The following is an 18320-nucleotide window of genomic DNA, read 5'->3' on the forward strand; positions in this document are numbered from 1 at the left end:
CCCGGGACGGTCAGTCCTCGAACTCCTCGGAGGCCGAGGAGTCGCCGTCGTGGAGTCCCTGGTGCAGGACCGGCCCCTCGCCCGGGGCAAGCGTGCCGAGGATCCGTTCAAGGTCTTCCATCGAGGCGAACTCGACGGTGATCTTGCCCTTCTTCTGCCCCAGGTCGACCTTCACCCGCGTCTCGAAACGGTCCGAGAGCCGAGTCGCGAGGTCGCTCAGCGCCGGGGAGACCCGGGCGCCGGCGCGCGGTCCCTTGGCACGCGACGTCGTCTGGGGCCGCGAGCCCATAAGGGTCACGATCTCCTCGACGGCCCGCACCGACAGCCCCTCGGCAACGATCCGGTGGGCCAGCCTGTCCTGCTCCTCCGAGTCATCGACGGAGAGCAGCGCTCGGGCATGCCCGGCCGAAAGGACTCCGGCGGCCACTCGCCGCTGGACCGCCGGGGAGAGCTTCAGCAGCCGCAGGGTGTTGGAGACCTGCGGGCGGGAGCGCCCGATGCGGTCGGCCAGCTGGTCGTGCGTGCAGTTGAAGTCCTTCAGCAGCTGGTCGTAGGCGGCAGCCTCTTCCAGCGGGTTCAGCTGGGCGCGGTGCAGGTTCTCCAGCAAAGCGTCCAGGAGGAGCTTCTCGTCGTCCGTCGCCCGGACGATCGCCGGGATCGCGTCCAGGCCGGCCTCACGGCAGGCCCGCCAGCGCCGCTCGCCCATGATGAGCTCGTAGCGGGAGGGACCCACCTGCCGCACGACGACCGGCTGGAGGAGGCCGACCTCCTGGATGGAGGTGACCAGCTCCTGGAGAGCGTCCTCGTCGAAGACCTCACGCGGCTGACGCGGGTTCGGCGTGATGTCGTCGAGGGGGATCTCCGCGAAGTGGGCGCCAATCGGAGGAGCAGGCATCTCCACTCCAGCTCCGACTCCGAACACCGACAGTTCCTCGGTTTCATGTGAAACAGCCGGCAGCGTCGTCACCTTGGCCGCGGCGACCCCACGGTCGGTCGTCAGCACCGGAAACGCGGCGGGGGACGGCGCTACCGTTCCCCCCACGGCCGTCTGAGCCGGGTTCATCTCGGTCGGGGCAGCTGGGATCAGTGCACCGAGCCCACGACCCAGCCCCCTCCGTCGCTCGCTCACTGGATCCCCTCCACCATGTTCGGGTTGGTCTGAGCGCCGATGTGGGCCTGCGTCGGGTCGTAACTGACCCCGATGCCCTTCAGCGCGATTTCTCGGGCCGCCTCAAGATAGGAGAGGGCACCGCTCGATCCAGGATCGTAGGTCAGTACCGTCTGCCCGTAGCTCGGCGCCTCGGAGATGCGGACCGAGCGGGGAATGCTCGTCCGCAGCACCTCCTCACCAAAGTGGCTGCGCACCTCGTCCGCGACCTGGGAGGCAAGACGCGTCCGGCCGTCGTACATGGTGAGCAGGATGGTCGACACGTGCAGGTCGGGGTTGAGGTGCCCCCGTACCAGGTCGACGTTGCGCAGCAGCTGACCGAGGCCCTCCAGTGCGTAGTACTCGCACTGGATCGGAATGAGCACCTCGGCGCCCGCGACGAGCGCGTTGACCGTCAGCAGGCCGAGTGAGGGCGGGCAGTCGATGAGGATGTAGTCCAGCGGCTGCTCATACGCCTGGATCGCTCGTTGCAGCCGGCTCTCTCGTGCCACCAGGGACACCAGCTCGATCTCCGCACCGGCGAGATCGATCGTGGCGGGGGCACAGAAGAGGCCTTCGACGTCCACTACCGGCTGGACAACCTCGGCCAGCGGCTTGCTCTCGACCAACACGTCGTAGATGGACGGAACTTCGGCGTGATGGTCGATGCCCAGCGCAGTGGACGCATTGCCCTGTGGGTCGAGGTCGATCACCAGGACGCGGCTGCCATGCAGGGCCAGGGACGCGGCAAGGTTGACCGTTGTGGTCGTCTTGCCGACACCGCCCTTCTGGTTGGCGACCACCATGATTCTGGTCTGCTCCGGACGTGGCAGACCTTCGCCGGCACGGCCCAGAGCCTCCACAGCGAGTTGGGCAGCACGACCGATGGGAGTGTCGTCCATCGGAGGCGGTGTTTCACGTGAAACATCCACCCCCATCGACTCGGTACGGGGACCGGGGACCGGATCGGTCATCGGTCCCGCGATGTTGGCGTCGGACCGCAAGGATTCACTCTCCTCGACTTCAGGCTCGCAATGAACAGAGCCTCCCATGCCTTCGGGGTCGTGAACCAGTGAGGCCTGGTGTTCTGTGGAGAAATCCACCTCTGTGGACAACTCCGTGCCCCGTAGGGAGGACGGAGTGTCACCAGAGGCCCCCTTTCTGAGGGAACCGAGGGGCTTTCGGTCGCGCGGTTCGGCCGCGGCGCGGCCCCGGCCGATGATGCCGTGTAGCAGTGAGCGACGTTTCACGTGAAACACGATGCACAGCAAGCAGTACCGAAAAGCCGCGACACTCCGTCATGCGTAGGTTTGGCAGCTTGTGTGGAGTACGTCTGGTCGTCAGGACGGATCAGCGGCGCCTACGTGCCCTCCCCGTGCGGGCCGCCTTCGCGCGCTTGGCCGCGAAACGCACACCGCCCGGACTCTCCCCGACCTCCACCCGGACGACGGTCGACAGCGGATCCACCACGCCCTCACCCACATGCAGGATGGACGTGGACACCGCACCGAGCTTGGTCAGCGCGGTAGCCGCGGCTTTCAGCTCCTCCTCCGCCGTGTCCCCCTTGAGGGCGAGCATCTCGCCGTAGGGACGCAGCAGCGGGATCCCCCAGGCGGCCAGGCGGTCCAGCGGGGCCACGGCACGGGCCGTCACCACATGCACCGGAGCCAGCTTCCCCATGACCTCCTCGGCACGCCCCCGCACCACGGTCACATGGTCCAGGCCGAGCAGCTCGACGACCTCGGTCAGGAAGTTGGTGCGCCGCAGCAGTGGCTCCAGCAGGGTGATGTTGAGGTCCTCCCGGACCAGCGCCAGCGGAATGCCCGGCAGCCCGGCTCCAGAACCCACGTCGCACACCGTCACCCCCTCGGGGACGGCCTCCGAGAGCACCGCGCAGTTCAGCAGGTGGCGCTCCCACAGGCGGGGCACTTCCCGTGGGCCGATCAGACCACGCTGCACGCCTGCCTCGGCGAGCAGCTCCGCGTAGCGGACCGCATCGGCGAAGCGCTCGCCGAACACTTCCCGCGCCTGCTCGGGCGCCGGGGGGAGCTCCGCAGCCTCCGTCACGGGGGACCGTCCTTCCGTACAGCGCCGGCGCTCCACGCACCGGCCACCAGAACTACCAGGCTGACAAAGTTCGGCCCCGCCTGCTCAACAGACGGGGCCGGTACAGCGGGGGGACCGCTCAGGCGGGCAGCACGACGACGAACCGCTGCGGCTCCTCGCCCTCAGACTCGCTGCGCAGACCGGCGGACTTGACCGCGTCGTGCACGACCTTGCGCTCGAACGGGGTCATCGGCTTGAGCTTCACGGGCTCGCCGGTGCTCTTCACCTCGGCGGCGGCCTTGGCGCCCAGCTCGGAGAGCTCGGCGCGCTTCTTGGCTCGGTAACCCGCGATGTCGAGCATCAGCCGGCTGCGGTCACCGGTCTCCCGGTGCACGGCCAGGCGGGTCAGCTCCTGGAGCGCCTCCAGCACCTCGCCGTCGCGGCCGACCAGCTTCTGCAGGTCGCGGCCGCTTGAGTCGCTGATGATCGACACGGAGGCGCGGTCGGCCTCGACATCCATGTCGATGTCGCCGTCGAGGTCGGCGATGTCCAGCAGACCCTCAAGGTAGTCCGCCGCGATCTCCCCCTCCTGCTCCAGGCGGGTCAGGGTGTCTGCACCCTCGGCAGCGGCGGAGGTGGTGCCTTCCGTCACGGGATGGGCTCCTTCTTACTTCTTGGACGGGGACTTGGGGCGCTGCGGACCGCCCTTGCGCTGACCGGACTGGGCCCTGCTGCGGCCGTTGGAGCCGCCCTTCGGGGCCTGCTGGGCAGCCGGCTTGGCGTCCTGCGGCTCGTCGGCCTTCTCCAGCGACGTCGTCGTGTCCGCCGAATCATCCGAAACCGACGAGTCCGAAGAAGCCGACGTGGAATCGCCGGGCGCCTTCGTTGCGCCGGACTGCCGCTGGGCCTTGCTCTGGCGCTTGGGCTGCTGCCGCTTGGCGGCGCCGGTGGCCGTGACACCGTCCTCGGTCTGCGCGACGGCCTGGGCCTCGCCCTTCACCACGGTGCCGTCGGCCTGGGCCATGAGGCCGGCCTTGGTCAGCGCGTTGATGAACGTGCGCTCGAACTCGTTGCGGTCCCGGCCCTTGGCGACGATCGCCTTGACGATGGTCTTCTCGCTGCGCCGACGGGTCTTGCCGTGGTGCGTGACGTGCTTGGTGAGGCGCTCCAGGTAGGCGGCCTGGGCCTTGGAACCCGGGGTCGGGTTGTTGCGGATGACGTACATCTGCTGACCCATGGTCCACACGTTGGTGGTCAGCCAGTAGACGAGGACACCGACCGGGAAGTTGATACCGAAGACGGCGAACATGACCGGGAAGACGTACATCAGCATCTTCTGCTGCTGCATGAACGGCGTCTTCACCGTGGTGTCGACATTCTTCGTCATCAGCTGGCGCTGCGTGTAGAACTGCGACGCCGACATCATGACGATCATGATCGCGGTGACGACCCGGACGTCCGTGAGGGAGGCACCGAGCGCCTCCACCTTCGAGGAGCCGTCCGTGAACTTCGCGGCGAGCGGGGCCCCGAAGATGTGGGCCTTACGGGCGCTGGCCAGCAGCGACTCGTTGATGACACCGATCGTCGAGCCCGTGGCGATGCCGTTGAGCACGTGGTACAGGGCGAAGAAGAACGGGGACTGCGCCAAGATGGGAAGGCACGAGGAGAGCGGGTTGGTGCCCGACTCCTTGTACAGCTTCATCATCTCTTCGGACTGACGCTGCTTGTCAGTCTTGTAGCGCTCCTGGATCTTCTTCATCTCGGGCTGGAGCGTCTGCATGGCCCGGGTCGCCTTGATCTGCTTCACGAAGAGCGGGATCAGGCAGATGCGGATCAGGATCACCAGGGACACGATGGACAAGCCCCAGGCCCAGCCCGTGTCGGGACCGAAGATCTTCCCGTACACCGAGTGGAACTGGACGATGACCCATGAGACGGGTGTCGTGATGAAGCTGAACAAGCTGGCAATCGTGTCCACTAATCATGCTCCTTGGGCATGGGACGAAGTCTCTGCGGCCGGGCTCGAAGGAAGCTCGGAAGGAGGCTTCTCCTCGGTGGCCGGTTCGGCGGCGGAGGACCCGCCCCTGCGTGCACGCCAGGCGTCACGCAGCATTTCGTGCCACCGCGGGCGCTTGCGCGGCGGGACATGGTCCACACCGCCGAGCGACCACGGATTGCACCGCAGGATGCGCCAGGCCGTGAGTGCCGTGCCCTTGATCGCACCATGCCGGTCGATGGCCGTGTAGCCGTAGTGGGAGCACGACGGGTAGTACTTGCACACCGGCCCCAGCAGCGGACTGATCGTCCACTGGTACAGCTTGATCAGAGCCAGCAGCGGGTACTTCATCGCGCGCCCCCTCCCAGCAACCGCTCGATGGCGGCATCCAGGTCTCGGGCCAGCTGTGCATGGTCGGCGTCGCCCGCTCCGGGCAGCGCTCGTACGACTACCAGGCTACCGGGGGGAAACAGGGCGACTCGCTCACGCATCAGATGACGCAGTCTGCGCTTCACTGTGTTGCGCACAACGGCACCACCCACGGCCTTGCTCACGACGAAACCCGCACGCGTCGAGGGAGCGCTCTCCCCAGGCGCGTGCGGGTCCGTGGCACCGCTACGAAGGTGGACGACGAGGGACGGGCGGCCGGCCCGGCGCCCCCGTCGTACCGCGGTCGCGAAGTCCTCGCGCCGCCTCAGCCGATGCTCGGTAGGCAGCACGACGTCATGACCTGATCGGGATCAGGCGGACAGGCTGGCGCGACCCTTGGCACGACGGTTCGCGAGAATCGCGCGGCCGGCACGGGTGCGCATCCGCAGGCGGAAGCCGTGGGTCTTCGCGCGACGACGGTTGTTCGGCTGGAAGGTGCGCTTGCTCACTCGGGGGCTCCAGAGATCAAATCGGTGGTGGCGGGTGCCGTGCTGGCTGTCACCGTGCGCCCACGAGTAGCTCGCATCACGCCCGAGTGCACCGCTTCCCGATCACCTTCAGCGATCTGTGCCCATCGGAGGCAGGCGGCAGCAGCCATCGACAACTCGACCTGGTTACGGTACGCGGGGCTACGCCATTCGGTCAAACCAGCAGTGACGGAGAGACACTATCCACAGGCTGGGGACAACAACTTGAACCGCACCCGCCACGCTGACTACCGTGGCTGAACTCCGATTCGTTCCTTTATCCCCGCCCGGCCTGATATTCATCCCGACCCGTCCTCGAACCACACGTTCGTGGGACCTGTGAGAGAGCGTGCCCTGTGGCTGACGTACCTGCCGATCTTGCCGCAGTGTGGCCACGAGTACTGGAGCAGCTCCTCGGTGAGGGCCGCGGTCAGGGTGTGGAGACGAAGGACGAACACTGGATCCGGCGCTGCCAGCCGCTCGCGCTGGTCGCGGACACCGCCCTGCTGGCCGTACCGAACGAATTCGCGAAGAACGTGCTGGAGGGCCGTCTCGCACCGATCGTCAGCGAGACCCTGAGCCGCGAGTGCGGGCGGCCGATCCGGATCGCGATCACCGTGGACGAGTCCGCGGGCGAGCCCCCGGCCCCGCCGGCGCCCCCTGTGAAGACACAGCGTTACGAGGAGCCCGAGCTTCCGTCGTCGCAGTACGACGGGGGGTACGGCCGGCACCGCGCCGACCAGCTGCCGGACCAGGGCGGCCGCGACCAGCTCCCCACCGCCCGCCCCGCCTACCCCTCCGAGTACCAGCGTCCCGAGCCCGGCGCCTGGCCGCGCCCGGGGCAGGACGAGTACGGCTGGCAGCAGCCGCGGCTCGGCTTCCCCGAGCGCGACCCCTATGCCTCGCCGCCCCAGGACGCGTACCGCTCGGACGGTTACGGCGGTCAGGACTCGTACGCACAGGAGTACCGCCCGCAGCAGCAGCCGTCGGGGCGGCCGTCGTACGAGCAGCAGCGCGCGGAGTACGAACCGCCACGCCCCGACTACGACCGGTCCGACTACGAGCGACCGGAGTACGACAGGTCCGACTACGACCGGGACTCCGGGCGCCGTGAGCTGCCCGAGCCCCCGGGCGGACCGGGCCAGGGGCACCGGGGCGGTCCCGGACGGCAGGACCTGTCGAGTCACCCGGGCATGCCGAACGCCGGCGGGCCCGGGCCACTCGGCGCGAAGCCCGCGCCGGCCGGCGGCCCCGGTGAGCCGACCGCCCGCCTGAACCCGAAGTACCTCTTCGACACGTTCGTCATCGGCGCGTCCAACCGCTTCGCACACGCGGCCGCGGTCGCCGTCGCCGAGGCGCCCGCCAAGGCGTACAACCCCCTGTTCATCTACGGGGAGTCGGGGCTCGGCAAGACGCACCTGCTGCACGCGATCGGGCACTACGCGCGGAGCCTCTACCCGGGCACGCGCGTGCGGTACGTGAGTTCGGAGGAGTTCACCAACGAGTTCATCAACTCCATCCGCGACGGCAAGGGCGACAGCTTCCGCAAGCGCTACCGCGAGATGGACATCCTGCTCGTCGACGACATCCAGTTCCTCGCGGACAAGGAGTCGACGCAGGAGGAGTTCTTCCACACCTTCAACACGCTCCACAACGCGAACAAGCAGATCGTGCTGTCCAGTGACCGGCCGCCCAAGCAGCTGGTCACGCTGGAGGACCGGCTGCGAAACCGTTTCGAGTGGGGTCTGATCACCGACGTCCAGCCGCCGGAACTGGAGACGCGGATCGCGATCCTCCGCAAGAAGGCGGTGCAGGAGCAGCTGAACGCGCCGCCGGAGGTCCTGGAGTTCATCGCCTCCCGCATCTCGCGCAACATCCGTGAGCTGGAGGGCGCGCTGATCCGGGTTACGGCGTTCGCGTCGCTCAACCGGCAGCCGGTCGATCTCGGGCTGACGGAGATCGTGTTGAAGGACCTGATCCCCGGGGGACAGGACTCCACGCCGGAGATCAGCGCCACGGCGATCATGGCGGCGACCGCGGACTACTTCGGGCTCACCGTCGAGGATCTGTGCGGCAGCTCGCGCGGCCGGCAGCTGGTCACGGCACGGCAGATCGCGATGTACCTGTGCCGGGAGCTGACGGACCTGTCGCTGCCGAAGATCGGGGCGCAGTTCGGGAACCGGGACCACACCACTGTCATGCACGCCGACCGGAAGATCCGGGCGTTGATGGCTGAGCGGCGATCGATCTACAACCAGGTGACGGAGCTGACCAACCGCATCAAGAACGGGTAGCGGTCGGCGATTCGGCTGACGGTTCTACGGCGTTCAGGGCGCCCTTGGGAGAGATCCCGGGGGCGCTTTTTGGCGTCCTGGGGTGGTTCGGAGGGGGTCCGGTACCGGTAGCGGGGGCTGGTCGCGCCCACGCGGCGAAGCCGCATATCGACACAGCCCCGCGCCCCTGACGGGGCGCTCCAGCGGGAGGCGCTGTTCGATTACCGGCCTGGTTACGGGCGTCCTCCACAGATTTGCCGACTTTCTTGTGTCCACACCCTGGGGACTGTGAAGTTGTCCCGAGCGTCGTCCACAGGCTGGGGGGCGAAAACGCATCAGGGCAGCTCAGGTGGCTGTGGAATCGTGGACAACGGATCTCCACAGACTGTGGACGACGAAAAGATCCACAGGCTGTGTATGAAGTTGTCCACCGGTAGCCCACAGGCTGAGGGGCGGTTGTCCCCAGCGATCCCCAGTTTCTCCACACCGCTGTCCACTGTTCGGCAACGCGACGCGCCTCCTCACCGACTCGAGTGAAAGGCGTCACACGAAGCTGCCGGGTTGGCCTGTGGGAAAGGTGGGTAAAGCTGGGGACGGTGTTGGGGAGAACTCCCCTCGGGCTGTGCACGGCGTGTGCAGAACTTTCTGTTCTCCACAGCGACAGCCAGTTGTCCACCGGTTCCACCCACAGGGGCAGTGGACAAAATCTCGGCCCTGACCTGGGCAAACGAGGTTATCCACGGTATCCACAGGCCCTACTACTACTGACAACTAGAGAGAGCTCGGAATCCGTTTCGAAGAGGGTCCTGTGCACAACTCGCTCTCCGGCTCCTGACCGCGCCTCGTCACGACTTGACCCCGAGAGGCACCAGCTGTCAGTGCGGTGCGTCAGACTGGTCCCCGGTGTTCTTCCCCTCCCCGGGGCCGACGACACCGAGACAGACGACGAAGACGCAGCAGGGCGAGAAGCCCCGGCAACAGCAGGAGGCGGGCTTACGGTGAAGATCCGGGTGGAACGCGACGTACTCGCGGAGGCAGTGGCCTGGGCGGCACGCAGCCTCCCGGCCCGTCCGCCGGCGCCGGTCCTCGCCGGCCTGCTCCTGAAGGCCGAGGACGGCCAGCTGAGCCTGTCCAGCTTCGACTACGAGGTCTCCGCGCGGGTCAGCGTCGAGACCGAGGTCGAGGAGGAGGGCACGGTCCTCGTCTCCGGCCGGCTGCTCGCCGACATCTGCCGTGCGCTCCCCAACCGGCCGGTGGAGATTTCCACAGACGGTGTACGGGCCACGGTGGTCTGTGGATCCTCGCGGTTCACGCTGCACACCCTGCCGGTGGAGGAGTACCCGTCCCTGCCGCAGATGCCGAACGCGACGGGCACGGTCCCCGGCGAGGTCTTCGCCTCCGCCGTCTCCCAGGTGGCCATCGCCGCCGGGCGTGACGACACGCTGCCGGTGCTGACCGGTGTGCGCATCGAGATCGAGGGCGACACGGTCACCCTGGCCTCCACCGACCGCTACCGCTTCGCGGTCCGCGAGTTCCTGTGGAAGCCGGAGAACCCGGAGGCCTCCGCGGTCGCCCTGGTGCCCGCCAAGACGCTCCTGGACACCGCCAAGGCCCTCACGAGCGGCGACAGCGTCATCCTGGCCCTCTCCGGCTCCGGCGCGGGCGAGGGGCTCATCGGCTTCGAGGGCGCTGGCCGGCGTACGACCACGCGTCTGCTCGAAGGCGACCTGCCGAAGTACCGCACGCTGTTCCCGACCGAGTTCAACTCCGTCGCGGTGATCGAGACCGCCCCCTTCGTGGAGGCCGTCAAGCGTGTGGCCCTGGTCGCCGAGCGGAACACCCCGGTGCGGCTCAGCTTCGAGCAGGGCGTGCTGATCCTGGAGGCCGGTTCCAGCGACGACGCACAGGCTGTGGAAAGGGTCGACGCGCAGCTGGACGGCGACGACATCTCGATCGCCTTCAACCCCACGTTCCTGCTGGACGGCCTGAGCGCGATCGACTCGCCGGTGGCGCAGCTGTCGTTCACGACGTCCACGAAGCCGGCGCTGCTGAGCGGGAAGCCGGCGGTGGATGCCGAGGCGGACGAGGCGTACAAGTACCTGATCATGCCGGTGCGGCTCAGCGGCTGAGTTGTCCACAGCTGTGCACGGTGCCGGGTCTCCCCTGTGGGTACCCGGCGCCGAGGCCTGGTGGGTTTCCCCAGGTGAGCGGCTATGCCCACAACTGTGCGCAAAGGGTCGCGATTAGGCTCGGACGCGGGTACGAACGTGCCTCTCCTGCCACACCGCAACCTAAGGAACCAACTGATGGAGCTCGGTCTCGTCGGCCTCGGCAAGATGGGCGGCAACATGCGCGAGCGGATCCGCCGCGCGGGCCACACCGTCGTCGGATACGACCGCAACCCGGACCTCGCCGACGTCCACAGCCTGGAAGAGCTTGTGGGCAAGCTCAGCGGGCCGCGCGTGGTGTGGGTGATGGTCCCGGCCGGTGCGCCGACGCAGTCCACGATCGACGAGCTGGCCGAGCTCCTGGAGCCCGGTGACGTGGTCGTCGACGGCGGCAACTCCCGCTGGACGGACGACGAGAGGCACGCCGAGGAGCTGGCCGCCAAGGGCATCGGCTTCGTCGACTGCGGGGTCTCCGGCGGTGTCTGGGGCCTGGAGAACGGCTACGCGCTGATGTACGGCGGCGATGCCGAGCACGTCGAGCAGGTCCGGCCGGTCTTCGACGCGCTGAAGCCCGAGGGCGACTTCGGTTCGGTGCACGCCGGCAAGGTCGGTGCAGGCCACTTCGCGAAGATGGTCCACAACGGCATCGAGTACGCGATGATGCAGGCCTACGCTGAGGGCTGGGAGCTGCTCGAGAAGGTCGACTCCGTCACGGACGTGCGCGAGGTCTTCCGCTCCTGGCAGGAAGGGACGGTCATCCGTTCCTGGCTGCTCGACCTCGCGGTGAACGCCCTCGACGGGGACGAGCACCTGGACAAGCTGAAGGGTTATGCACAGGACTCCGGCGAGGGCCGGTGGACTGTGGAGGCCGCGATAGACAACGCGGTGCCGCTGCCCGCGATCACCGCCTCGCTGTTCGCGCGGTTCGCCTCCCGGCAGGAGGACTCGCCGCAGATGAAGATGATCGCCGCGCTGCGCAACCAGTTCGGCGGCCACGCCGTAGCGGCGAAGTAGCACCAAGCAGAGACGAAGCAGCAGGTCACGGGGAGGTCGGCGAAACACCCATGCACGTCACGCATCTGTCGCTGGCCGACTTCCGTTCGTACGCCCGGGTCGAGGTCCCGCTCGACCCGGGCGTCACCGCCTTCGTCGGCCCCAACGGCCAGGGCAAGACCAACCTCGTCGAGGCCGTCGGCTATCTCGCCACCCTCGGCAGCCACCGGGTCGCCTCCGACGCTCCCCTGGTCCGCATGGGTGCCGACCGGGCGGTCATCCGGGCGCAGGTCCGGCAGGGCGACCGGCAGCAGCTGGTCGAGCTGGAGCTCAACCCCGGCAAGTCCAACCGCGCCCGCATCAACAGGTCCTCGCAGGTCAGGCCGCGTGACGTCCTGGGGATCGTACGGACCGTGCTGTTCGCGCCCGAGGACCTCGCGCTGGTGAAGGGCGATCCCGGCGAGCGGCGCCGCTTCCTTGACGAGCTGATCACCGCGCGGTCGCCGCGGATGGCCGGCGTGCGGTCCGACTACGAGCGGGTGCTGAAGCAGCGGAACACCCTGCTGAAGACCGCGGCCCTGGCCCGGCGGCACGGCGGTCGTTCCATGGACCTGTCCACACTGGACGTGTGGGACCAGCACCTCGCGCGCGTGGGCGCCGAGCTGCTCGCCCAGCGGCTCGACCTGGTCGCCGCGATCCAGCCCCTTGCCGACAAGGCGTACGAGCAGCTGGCGCCGGGCGGTGGTCCCGTCGCGCTGGACTACAAGCCGTCGGCGCCCGGCGAGGCCCACACGCGCGAGGACCTGTACACCCAGCTGATGGCGGCCCTGGCGGACACCCGCAAGCAGGAGATCGAGCGGGGTGTGACGCTGGTCGGTCCGCACCGCGACGACCTGGTCCTCAAGCTGGGGCAGCTGCCCGCCAAGGGGTACGCCTCGCACGGCGAGTCCTGGTCGTACGCGCTGGCGCTGCGCCTCGCCTCGTACGACCTGCTGCGTGCCGAGGGCAACGAGCCGGTGCTGGTGCTCGACGACGTGTTCGCCGAGCTGGACGCCCGGCGCCGGGAGCGGCTGGCGGAGCTCGTCGCGCCCGGGGAGCAGGTGCTGGTCACGGCCGCTGTGGACGACGACGTACCGCACATCCTCACGGGGACGCGGTACACGGTGGCCGACGGGACGGTGGAGCGCGCATGAGCACCGACGGACCCGGACCCGCAGCCAAGAACGAACCCTCGGGTGTCGACCTCGCGCGCGTGGCGCTCAGGGCGGCGAAGGAGGCGGCACGCGCGCGTGGGGACGCGGCACAGCAGAAGAAGCAGGCGCGCCGCGGTGGCCTGCGCTCCGGCGCGCGCGCCGACGGCCGCGACCCGATGGCGCTGGGTTCCGCGATCAACCGGCTGATCACCGAGCGCGGCTGGGAGACGCCGGCCGCGGTGGGCGGGGTGATGGGCCGCTGGCCGGAGATCGTCGGCGACGATCTGGCCAACCACTGTGTGCCGCAGCGCTACGACGAGGACGAGCGCGTGCTGGTCGTGCAGTGCGACTCGACGGCCTGGGCGACCCAGCTGCGCCATCTCGCACCGGCGCTGGTCGCCCGCCTGAACGAGGACCTTGGGCACGGCACCGTACGCATGATCAAGGTGCTCAATCCGGGGGGTCCTGCCCGGCGCTACGGCCCTTTGCGCGCCCCCGGGAGCACCGGGCCCGGCGATACCTACGGGTGACTTACGTCACGCCACGAGCCGGGTGCGGAGCCGTCGTACGGCCGCCTCGGCTGGTCGTCGTACCACCGCACGCGGTTGCGAATCGCGACCTGACCCCGGAGTAGCCAAGGGTTGACGGCCGGAAGCGCTGAGTGCCTCCGTGAGCCTCTTGGAGCCCCCATCCGCATATCGGGAGTCGGCAGAGGCGGGTTCAGGGCGGCACATGCGGACTCAGGTACCGGCAAACCCCCATCACTGTCGGCGCTACCGGTAGACTGGAAGACAATCCCGCCCCGAACGTGGGGACCGCCCGGGAAAAGCTGAGCAACGCTGATCAAGGCTTACCAACGCAACATGCCGCAGCCGCTCCGGCAACCCGCCGACGAGCCTGGCTCGTGCTGTGCCAGAAAGGGCGCTTCGTGGCCGATTCCGGCAACCCCAACGAGAACATCCCGTCCACCGACGCCGGCGCGAACGGTGAGGTCACCGCCTCTTACGACGCCAGCGCCATCACCGTCCTCGAAGGGCTGGACGCGGTCCGCAAGCGACCCGGTATGTACATCGGCTCCACCGGCGAGCGCGGTCTGCACCACCTTGTGTACGAGGTCGTGGACAACTCCGTCGACGAGGCTCTGGCGGGCCACGCGGACACCATCGACGTGACGATCCTGGCCGACGGCGGCGTGCGCGTCGTCGACAACGGCCGTGGCATCCCCGTCGGCATCGTGGCGTCCGAGGGCAAGCCGGCCGTCGAGGTCGTACTGACCGTGCTGCACGCGGGCGGCAAGTTCGGCGGCGGGGGCTACGCGGTCTCCGGCGGTCTGCACGGTGTGGGTGTGTCCGTCGTGAACGCGCTGTCGTCCAGGGTGTCCGTCGAGATCAAGACCGATGGCCACCGCTGGACGCAGGACTACAAGCTGGGCGTTCCGACGGCTCCGCTGGCCAAGCACGAGGAGACCGACGAGACCGGTACCTCGGTCACGTTCTGGGCGGACCCGGACATCTTCGAGACCACCGAGTACTCCTTCGAGACGCTGTCGCGGCGCTTCCAGGAGATGGCGTTCCTCAACAAGGGCCTGACGATCGGGCTCACCGACGAGCGCGAGTCGGCGAAGGCGGTGGCCGGGGCGGACGAGGCCGGCGCCGACGAGAAGGCCGAGGTCAAGACCGTCACGTACCACTACGAGGGCGGCATCGTCGACTTCGTGAAGTACCTCAACTCCCGCAAGGGCGACGCGGTGCACCCGACGGTGATCGACCTGGAGGCCGAGGACAAGGACAAGAGCCTGTCCCTCGAGGTCGCCATGCAGTGGAACAGCGGCTACAGCGAGGGTGTGTACTCGTTCGCCAACATCATCCACACGCACGAGGGCGGCACCCACGAGGAGGGCTTCCGTGCGGCGCTGACCTCGCTGATCAACAAGTACGCGCGCGACAAGAAGCTGCTCCGCGAGAAGGACGACAACCTCACCGGCGACGACATCCGCGAGGGTCTGACCGCGATCATCTCGGTCAAGCTGAGCGAGCCGCAGTTCGAGGGCCAGACGAAGACCAAGCTGGGCAACACGGAGGCCAAGACCTTCGTGCAGAAGGCGGTCTACGAGCACCTGAACGACTGGCTGGACCGCAACCCGGTCGAGGCGGCGGACATCATCCGCAAGGGCATCCAGGCGGCCACCGCGCGCGTGGCGGCCCGCAAGGCCCGGGACCTGACCCGGCGCAAGGGCCTCCTGGAGAGCGCCTCGCTGCCGGGCAAGCTCTCCGACTGCCAGTCGAACGACCCCACCAAGTGCGAGATCTTCATCGTCGAGGGTGACTCCGCCGGCGGCTCGGCCAAGTCCGGCCGCAACCCGCAGTACCAGGCGATCCTCCCGATCCGCGGCAAGATCCTCAACGTCGAGAAGGCGCGGATCGACAAGATCCTGCAGAACCAGGAGATCCAGGCGCTGATCTCCGCCTTCGGCACGGGTGTGCACGAGGACTTCGACATCGAGAAGCTCCGCTATCACAAGATCATCCTTATGGCGGACGCCGACGTCGACGGCCAGCACATCTCCACCCTGCTGCTGACCTTCCTGTTCCGCTTCATGCGGCCGCTGGTCGAGGCCGGGCACGTGTACCTCTCCCGTCCGCCGCTCTACAAGATCAAGTGGGGCCGGGACGACACGGAGTACGCGTACTCGGACCGTGAGCGCGACGCGCTCATCGAGATGGGGCGGCAGCGCGGCAAGCGGGTCCGCGAGGACTCGATCCAGCGCTTCAAGGGTCTCGGCGAGATGAACGCCGAGGAGCTGCGCATCACCACGATGGACCAGGAGCACCGGGTCCTCGGCCAGGTCACCCTGGACGACGCGGCCCAGGCCGACGACCTGTTCTCGGTCCTGATGGGCGAGGACGTCGAGGCCCGTCGCGCGTTCATCCAGCGCAACGCCAAGGACGTCCGCTTCCTCGACATCTGAGTCGGTCTCAGCTGACCGCACCAGGAAGGATCTTGACCAGCCATGACCGACGAGAACACTCCCGTCACCCCTGAAGAGGGCGGCGAGCTCGCGATGCGCGTCGAGCCTGTCGGGCTCGAGACGGAGATGCAGCGCTCGTACCTGGACTACGCGATGTCCGTCATCGTGTCCCGTGCGCTGCCCGACGTCCGCGACGGCCTCAAGCCCGTGCACCGCCGCGTCCTGTACGCGATGTACGACGGCGGCTACCGCCCCGAGCGCGGCTTCTACAAGTGCGCCCGTGTCGTCGGCGACGTCATGGGCAACTACCACCCGCACGGCGACTCCTCCATCTACGACGCCCTGGTGCGCCTCGCCCAGCCGTGGTCGATGCGGATGCCGCTGGTGGACTCCAACGGCAACTTCGGCTCCCCGGGCAACGACCCGGCGGCCGCCATGCGGTACACCGAGTGCAAGCTGGCGCCGCTGTCGATGGAGATGGTCCGCGACATCGACGAGGAGACCGTCGACTTCACGGACAACTACGACGGCCGCTCCCAGGAGCCGACCGTCCTGCCCGCCCGCTTCCCGAACCTGCTGATCAACGGCTCCGCCGGTATCGCGGTCGGCATGGCGACCAACATCCCGCCGCACAACCTGCGCGAGGTCGCGGCCGGCGCCCAGTGGTACCTGGAGAACCCGGAGGCCTCGCACGAGGAGCTCCTGGACGCGCTGATCGAGCGCATCAAGGGTCCCGACTTCCCGACCGGCGCCCTCGTCGTCGGCCGCAAGGGCATCGAGGAGGCCTACCGCACGGGCCGCGGCTCGATCACCATGCGTGCGGTCGTCGAGGTCGAGGAGATCCAGAACCGCCAGTGCCTGGTGGTCACGGAGCTGCCGTACCAGACCAACCCCGACAACCTCGCGCAGAAGATCGCCGACCTGGTGAAGGACGGCAAGGTCGGAGGCATCGCCGACGTCCGCGACGAGACCTCCTCGCGCACCGGCCAGCGGCTGGTCATCGTGCTGAAGCGGGACGCGGTCGCCAAGGTCGTCCTGAACAACCTGTACAAGCACACCGACCTCCAGTCCAACTTCGGCGCCAACATGCTGGCGCTGGTCGACGGCGTGCCGCGCACGCTGTCGTTGGACGCGTTCATCCGGCACTGGGTGACGCACCAGATCGAGGTCATCGTCCGGCGGACGAAGTTCCGGCTGCGCAAGGCCGAGGAGCGGGCGCACATCCTGCGCGGTCTGCTGAAGGCGCTGGACGCGATCGACGAGGTCATCGCGCTGATCCGGGCCAGTGACACGGTCGACATCGCGCGCACGGGCCTGATGGACCTCCTGGAGATCGACGAGATCCAGGCCAACGCCATCCTGGAGATGCAGCTGCGGCGCCTGGCCGCCCTGGAGCGTCAGAAGATCATCCAGGAGCACGACGAACTCCAGGCGAAGATCACCGAGTACAACGAGATCCTCGCCTCGCCGGTCCGGCAGCGCGGCATCGTCAGCGCCGAGCTCGCCGCGATCGTGGAGAAGTTCGGCGACGATCGCAAGACCATGCTGGTGCCCTACGACGGTGACATGTCCATCGAGGACCTGATCGCCGAGGAGGACATCGTCGTCACGGTCTCGCGCGGCGGCTACGTCAAGCGCACCAAGACCGTCGACTACCGGGCGCAGAAGCGCGGCGGCAAGGGCGTGCGCGGTACGAAGCTCAAGGAAGACGACATCGTCGACCACTTCTTCGTCTCGACCACGCACCACTGGCTGCTGTTCTTCACGAACAAGGGCCGGGTGTACCGGGCGAAGGCGTACGAGCTGCCGGACGCCGGCCGGGACGCGCGCGGTCAGCACGTGGCGAACCTGCTGGCCTTCCAGCCGGACGAGGCGATCGCCGAGATCCTCGCGATCCGGGACTACGACGCGGCGGACTACCTGGTGCTGGCCACCAAGGCCGGTCTGGTCAAGAAGACGCCTCTGAAGGATTACGATTCGCCCCGCTCCGGCGGTGTCATCGCGATCAACCTGCGGGAGCGCGAGGACGGTTCCGACGACGAACTGATCGGTGCCGAGCTGGTTTCGGCGGACGATGATCTGCTTCTGATCAGCAAGAAGGCGCAGTCGATCAGGTTCACCGCCTCCGACGACACTCTGCGTCCCATGGGCCGGGCCACCTCCGGTGTCAAGGGCATGAGTTTCCGTGCGGACGATGAACTTCTGTCGATGAATGTTGTTCGACCCGGTACGTTCGTGTTCACTGCCACCGACGGGGGGTACGCGAAGCGGACCCGTGTCGACGAGTACCGCGTCCAGGGCCGCGGCGGCCTCGGCATCAAGGCCGCCAAGATCGTGGAGGACCGCGGTTCGCTGGTCGGCGCGCTGATCGTCGAGGAGAACGACGAGATCCTCGCCATCACCCTGTCCGGCGGTGTGATTCGCACGCGAGTCAGCGGGGTCAGGGAGACGGGCCGTGACACCATGGGCGTCCAACTGATCAACCTGGGCAAGCGCGATGCCGTCGTCGGCATCGCGCGTAACGCCGAGGCCGGCAGTGAGGCGGAGGAAGTCGACGGCGAGGACGCCGTGGACGAGACCGCCGAGGGTGTCGCGACCAGCGGTACGGACGAGGGTGAGGCGCCCTCGGCCGAGTAGGCA

15 protein-coding genes are annotated in these 18320 nt (G+C 68.1%); 7 read left to right on the top strand and 8 right to left on the bottom strand.

Annotated features, from left to right (window positions below; genetic code table 11):
* Window positions 1–10 precede the first annotated feature (10 nt).
* The 8 genes from ACFWPS_RS11170 to rpmH form a co-directional block, all read right to left on the bottom strand.
* On the bottom strand, window positions 11–1129 hold the full coding sequence (locus ACFWPS_RS11170) for a ParB/RepB/Spo0J family partition protein (protein WP_383703441.1): 1119 nt from the start codon (window positions 1127–1129) through the stop codon (window positions 11–13).
* Entirely contained in the window at window positions 1126–2199 is a 1074-nt protein-coding gene (locus tag ACFWPS_RS11175) for a ParA family protein (RefSeq protein ID WP_383703653.1), read from the bottom strand. The genes ACFWPS_RS11170 and ACFWPS_RS11175 overlap by 4 nt, the downstream gene beginning before the upstream one ends.
* A 298-nt stretch (window positions 2200–2497) precedes the next feature.
* On the bottom strand, window positions 2498–3214 hold the full coding sequence (rsmG, locus tag ACFWPS_RS11180; RefSeq protein WP_383703443.1) for a 16S rRNA (guanine(527)-N(7))-methyltransferase RsmG: 717 nt from the start codon (window positions 3212–3214) through the stop codon (window positions 2498–2500).
* A gap of 118 nt (window positions 3215–3332) precedes the next feature.
* On the bottom strand, window positions 3333–3845 hold the full coding sequence (locus ACFWPS_RS11185) for a R3H domain-containing nucleic acid-binding protein (protein WP_365695068.1): 513 nt from the start codon (window positions 3843–3845) through the stop codon (window positions 3333–3335).
* A gap of 15 nt (window positions 3846–3860) precedes the next feature.
* Window positions 3861–5171, bottom strand: coding sequence for a membrane protein insertase YidC (gene yidC, locus ACFWPS_RS11190; RefSeq protein ID WP_383703445.1), 1311 nt, complete (start codon window positions 5169–5171; stop codon window positions 3861–3863).
* Between the two features lie 3 nt (window positions 5172–5174).
* Window positions 5175–5540, bottom strand: coding sequence for a membrane protein insertion efficiency factor YidD (gene yidD, locus ACFWPS_RS11195; RefSeq protein WP_361285269.1), 366 nt, complete (start codon window positions 5538–5540; stop codon window positions 5175–5177).
* Window positions 5537–5908 (bottom strand): ribonuclease P protein component, encoded by a 372-nt coding sequence (rnpA, locus tag ACFWPS_RS11200; RefSeq protein ID WP_383703448.1) that lies wholly within the window; start codon window positions 5906–5908, stop codon window positions 5537–5539. The genes yidD and rnpA overlap by 4 nt, the downstream gene beginning before the upstream one ends.
* Window positions 5909–5929: 21 nt before the next feature.
* Entirely contained in the window at window positions 5930–6067 is a 138-nt protein-coding gene (rpmH, locus tag ACFWPS_RS11205; protein WP_015659252.1) for a 50S ribosomal protein L34, read from the bottom strand.
* A gap of 374 nt (window positions 6068–6441) precedes the next feature.
* On the opposite strand from rpmH, the gene dnaA reads away from it, so the two are divergent.
* The 7 genes from dnaA (at window position 6442) to gyrA (ending at window position 18317) form a co-directional block, all read left to right on the top strand.
* The gene (gene dnaA, locus ACFWPS_RS11210; protein ID WP_383703451.1) at window positions 6442–8379 is read left to right on the top strand and encodes a chromosomal replication initiator protein DnaA; all 1938 of its coding nucleotides are present in this window, start codon (window positions 6442–6444) and stop codon (window positions 8377–8379) included.
* Window positions 8380–9356: 977 nt separating this feature from the next.
* On the top strand, window positions 9357–10487 hold the full coding sequence (gene dnaN, locus ACFWPS_RS11215) for a DNA polymerase III subunit beta (protein ID WP_093500822.1): 1131 nt from the start codon (window positions 9357–9359) through the stop codon (window positions 10485–10487).
* Between the two features lie 177 nt (window positions 10488–10664).
* Entirely contained in the window at window positions 10665–11540 is an 876-nt protein-coding gene (gene gnd / locus ACFWPS_RS11220) for a phosphogluconate dehydrogenase (NAD(+)-dependent, decarboxylating) (RefSeq protein ID WP_383703454.1), read from the top strand.
* 50 nt (window positions 11541–11590) lie between these two features.
* A complete protein-coding gene (recF, locus tag ACFWPS_RS11225; protein WP_383703457.1) occupies window positions 11591–12712 on the top strand; it encodes a DNA replication/repair protein RecF in 1122 nt (373 codons plus the stop codon).
* On the top strand, window positions 12709–13242 hold the full coding sequence (locus ACFWPS_RS11230) for a DUF721 domain-containing protein (protein ID WP_383703460.1): 534 nt from the start codon (window positions 12709–12711) through the stop codon (window positions 13240–13242). The genes recF and ACFWPS_RS11230 overlap by 4 nt, the downstream gene beginning before the upstream one ends.
* 374 nt (window positions 13243–13616) lie before the next feature.
* The gene (gene gyrB / locus ACFWPS_RS11235) at window positions 13617–15680 is read left to right on the top strand and encodes a DNA topoisomerase (ATP-hydrolyzing) subunit B (protein ID WP_383703463.1); all 2064 of its coding nucleotides are present in this window, start codon (window positions 13617–13619) and stop codon (window positions 15678–15680) included.
* A 42-nt stretch (window positions 15681–15722) separates the two neighbouring features.
* Window positions 15723–18317, top strand: coding sequence for a DNA gyrase subunit A (gene gyrA / locus ACFWPS_RS11240; protein WP_383703466.1), 2595 nt, complete (start codon window positions 15723–15725; stop codon window positions 18315–18317).
* Window positions 18318–18320 lie beyond the last annotated feature (3 nt).

It is taken from the genome of Streptomyces sp. NPDC058457, assembly GCF_042720695.1.
GTDB lineage: Bacteria > Actinomycetota > Actinomycetes > Streptomycetales > Streptomycetaceae > Streptomyces.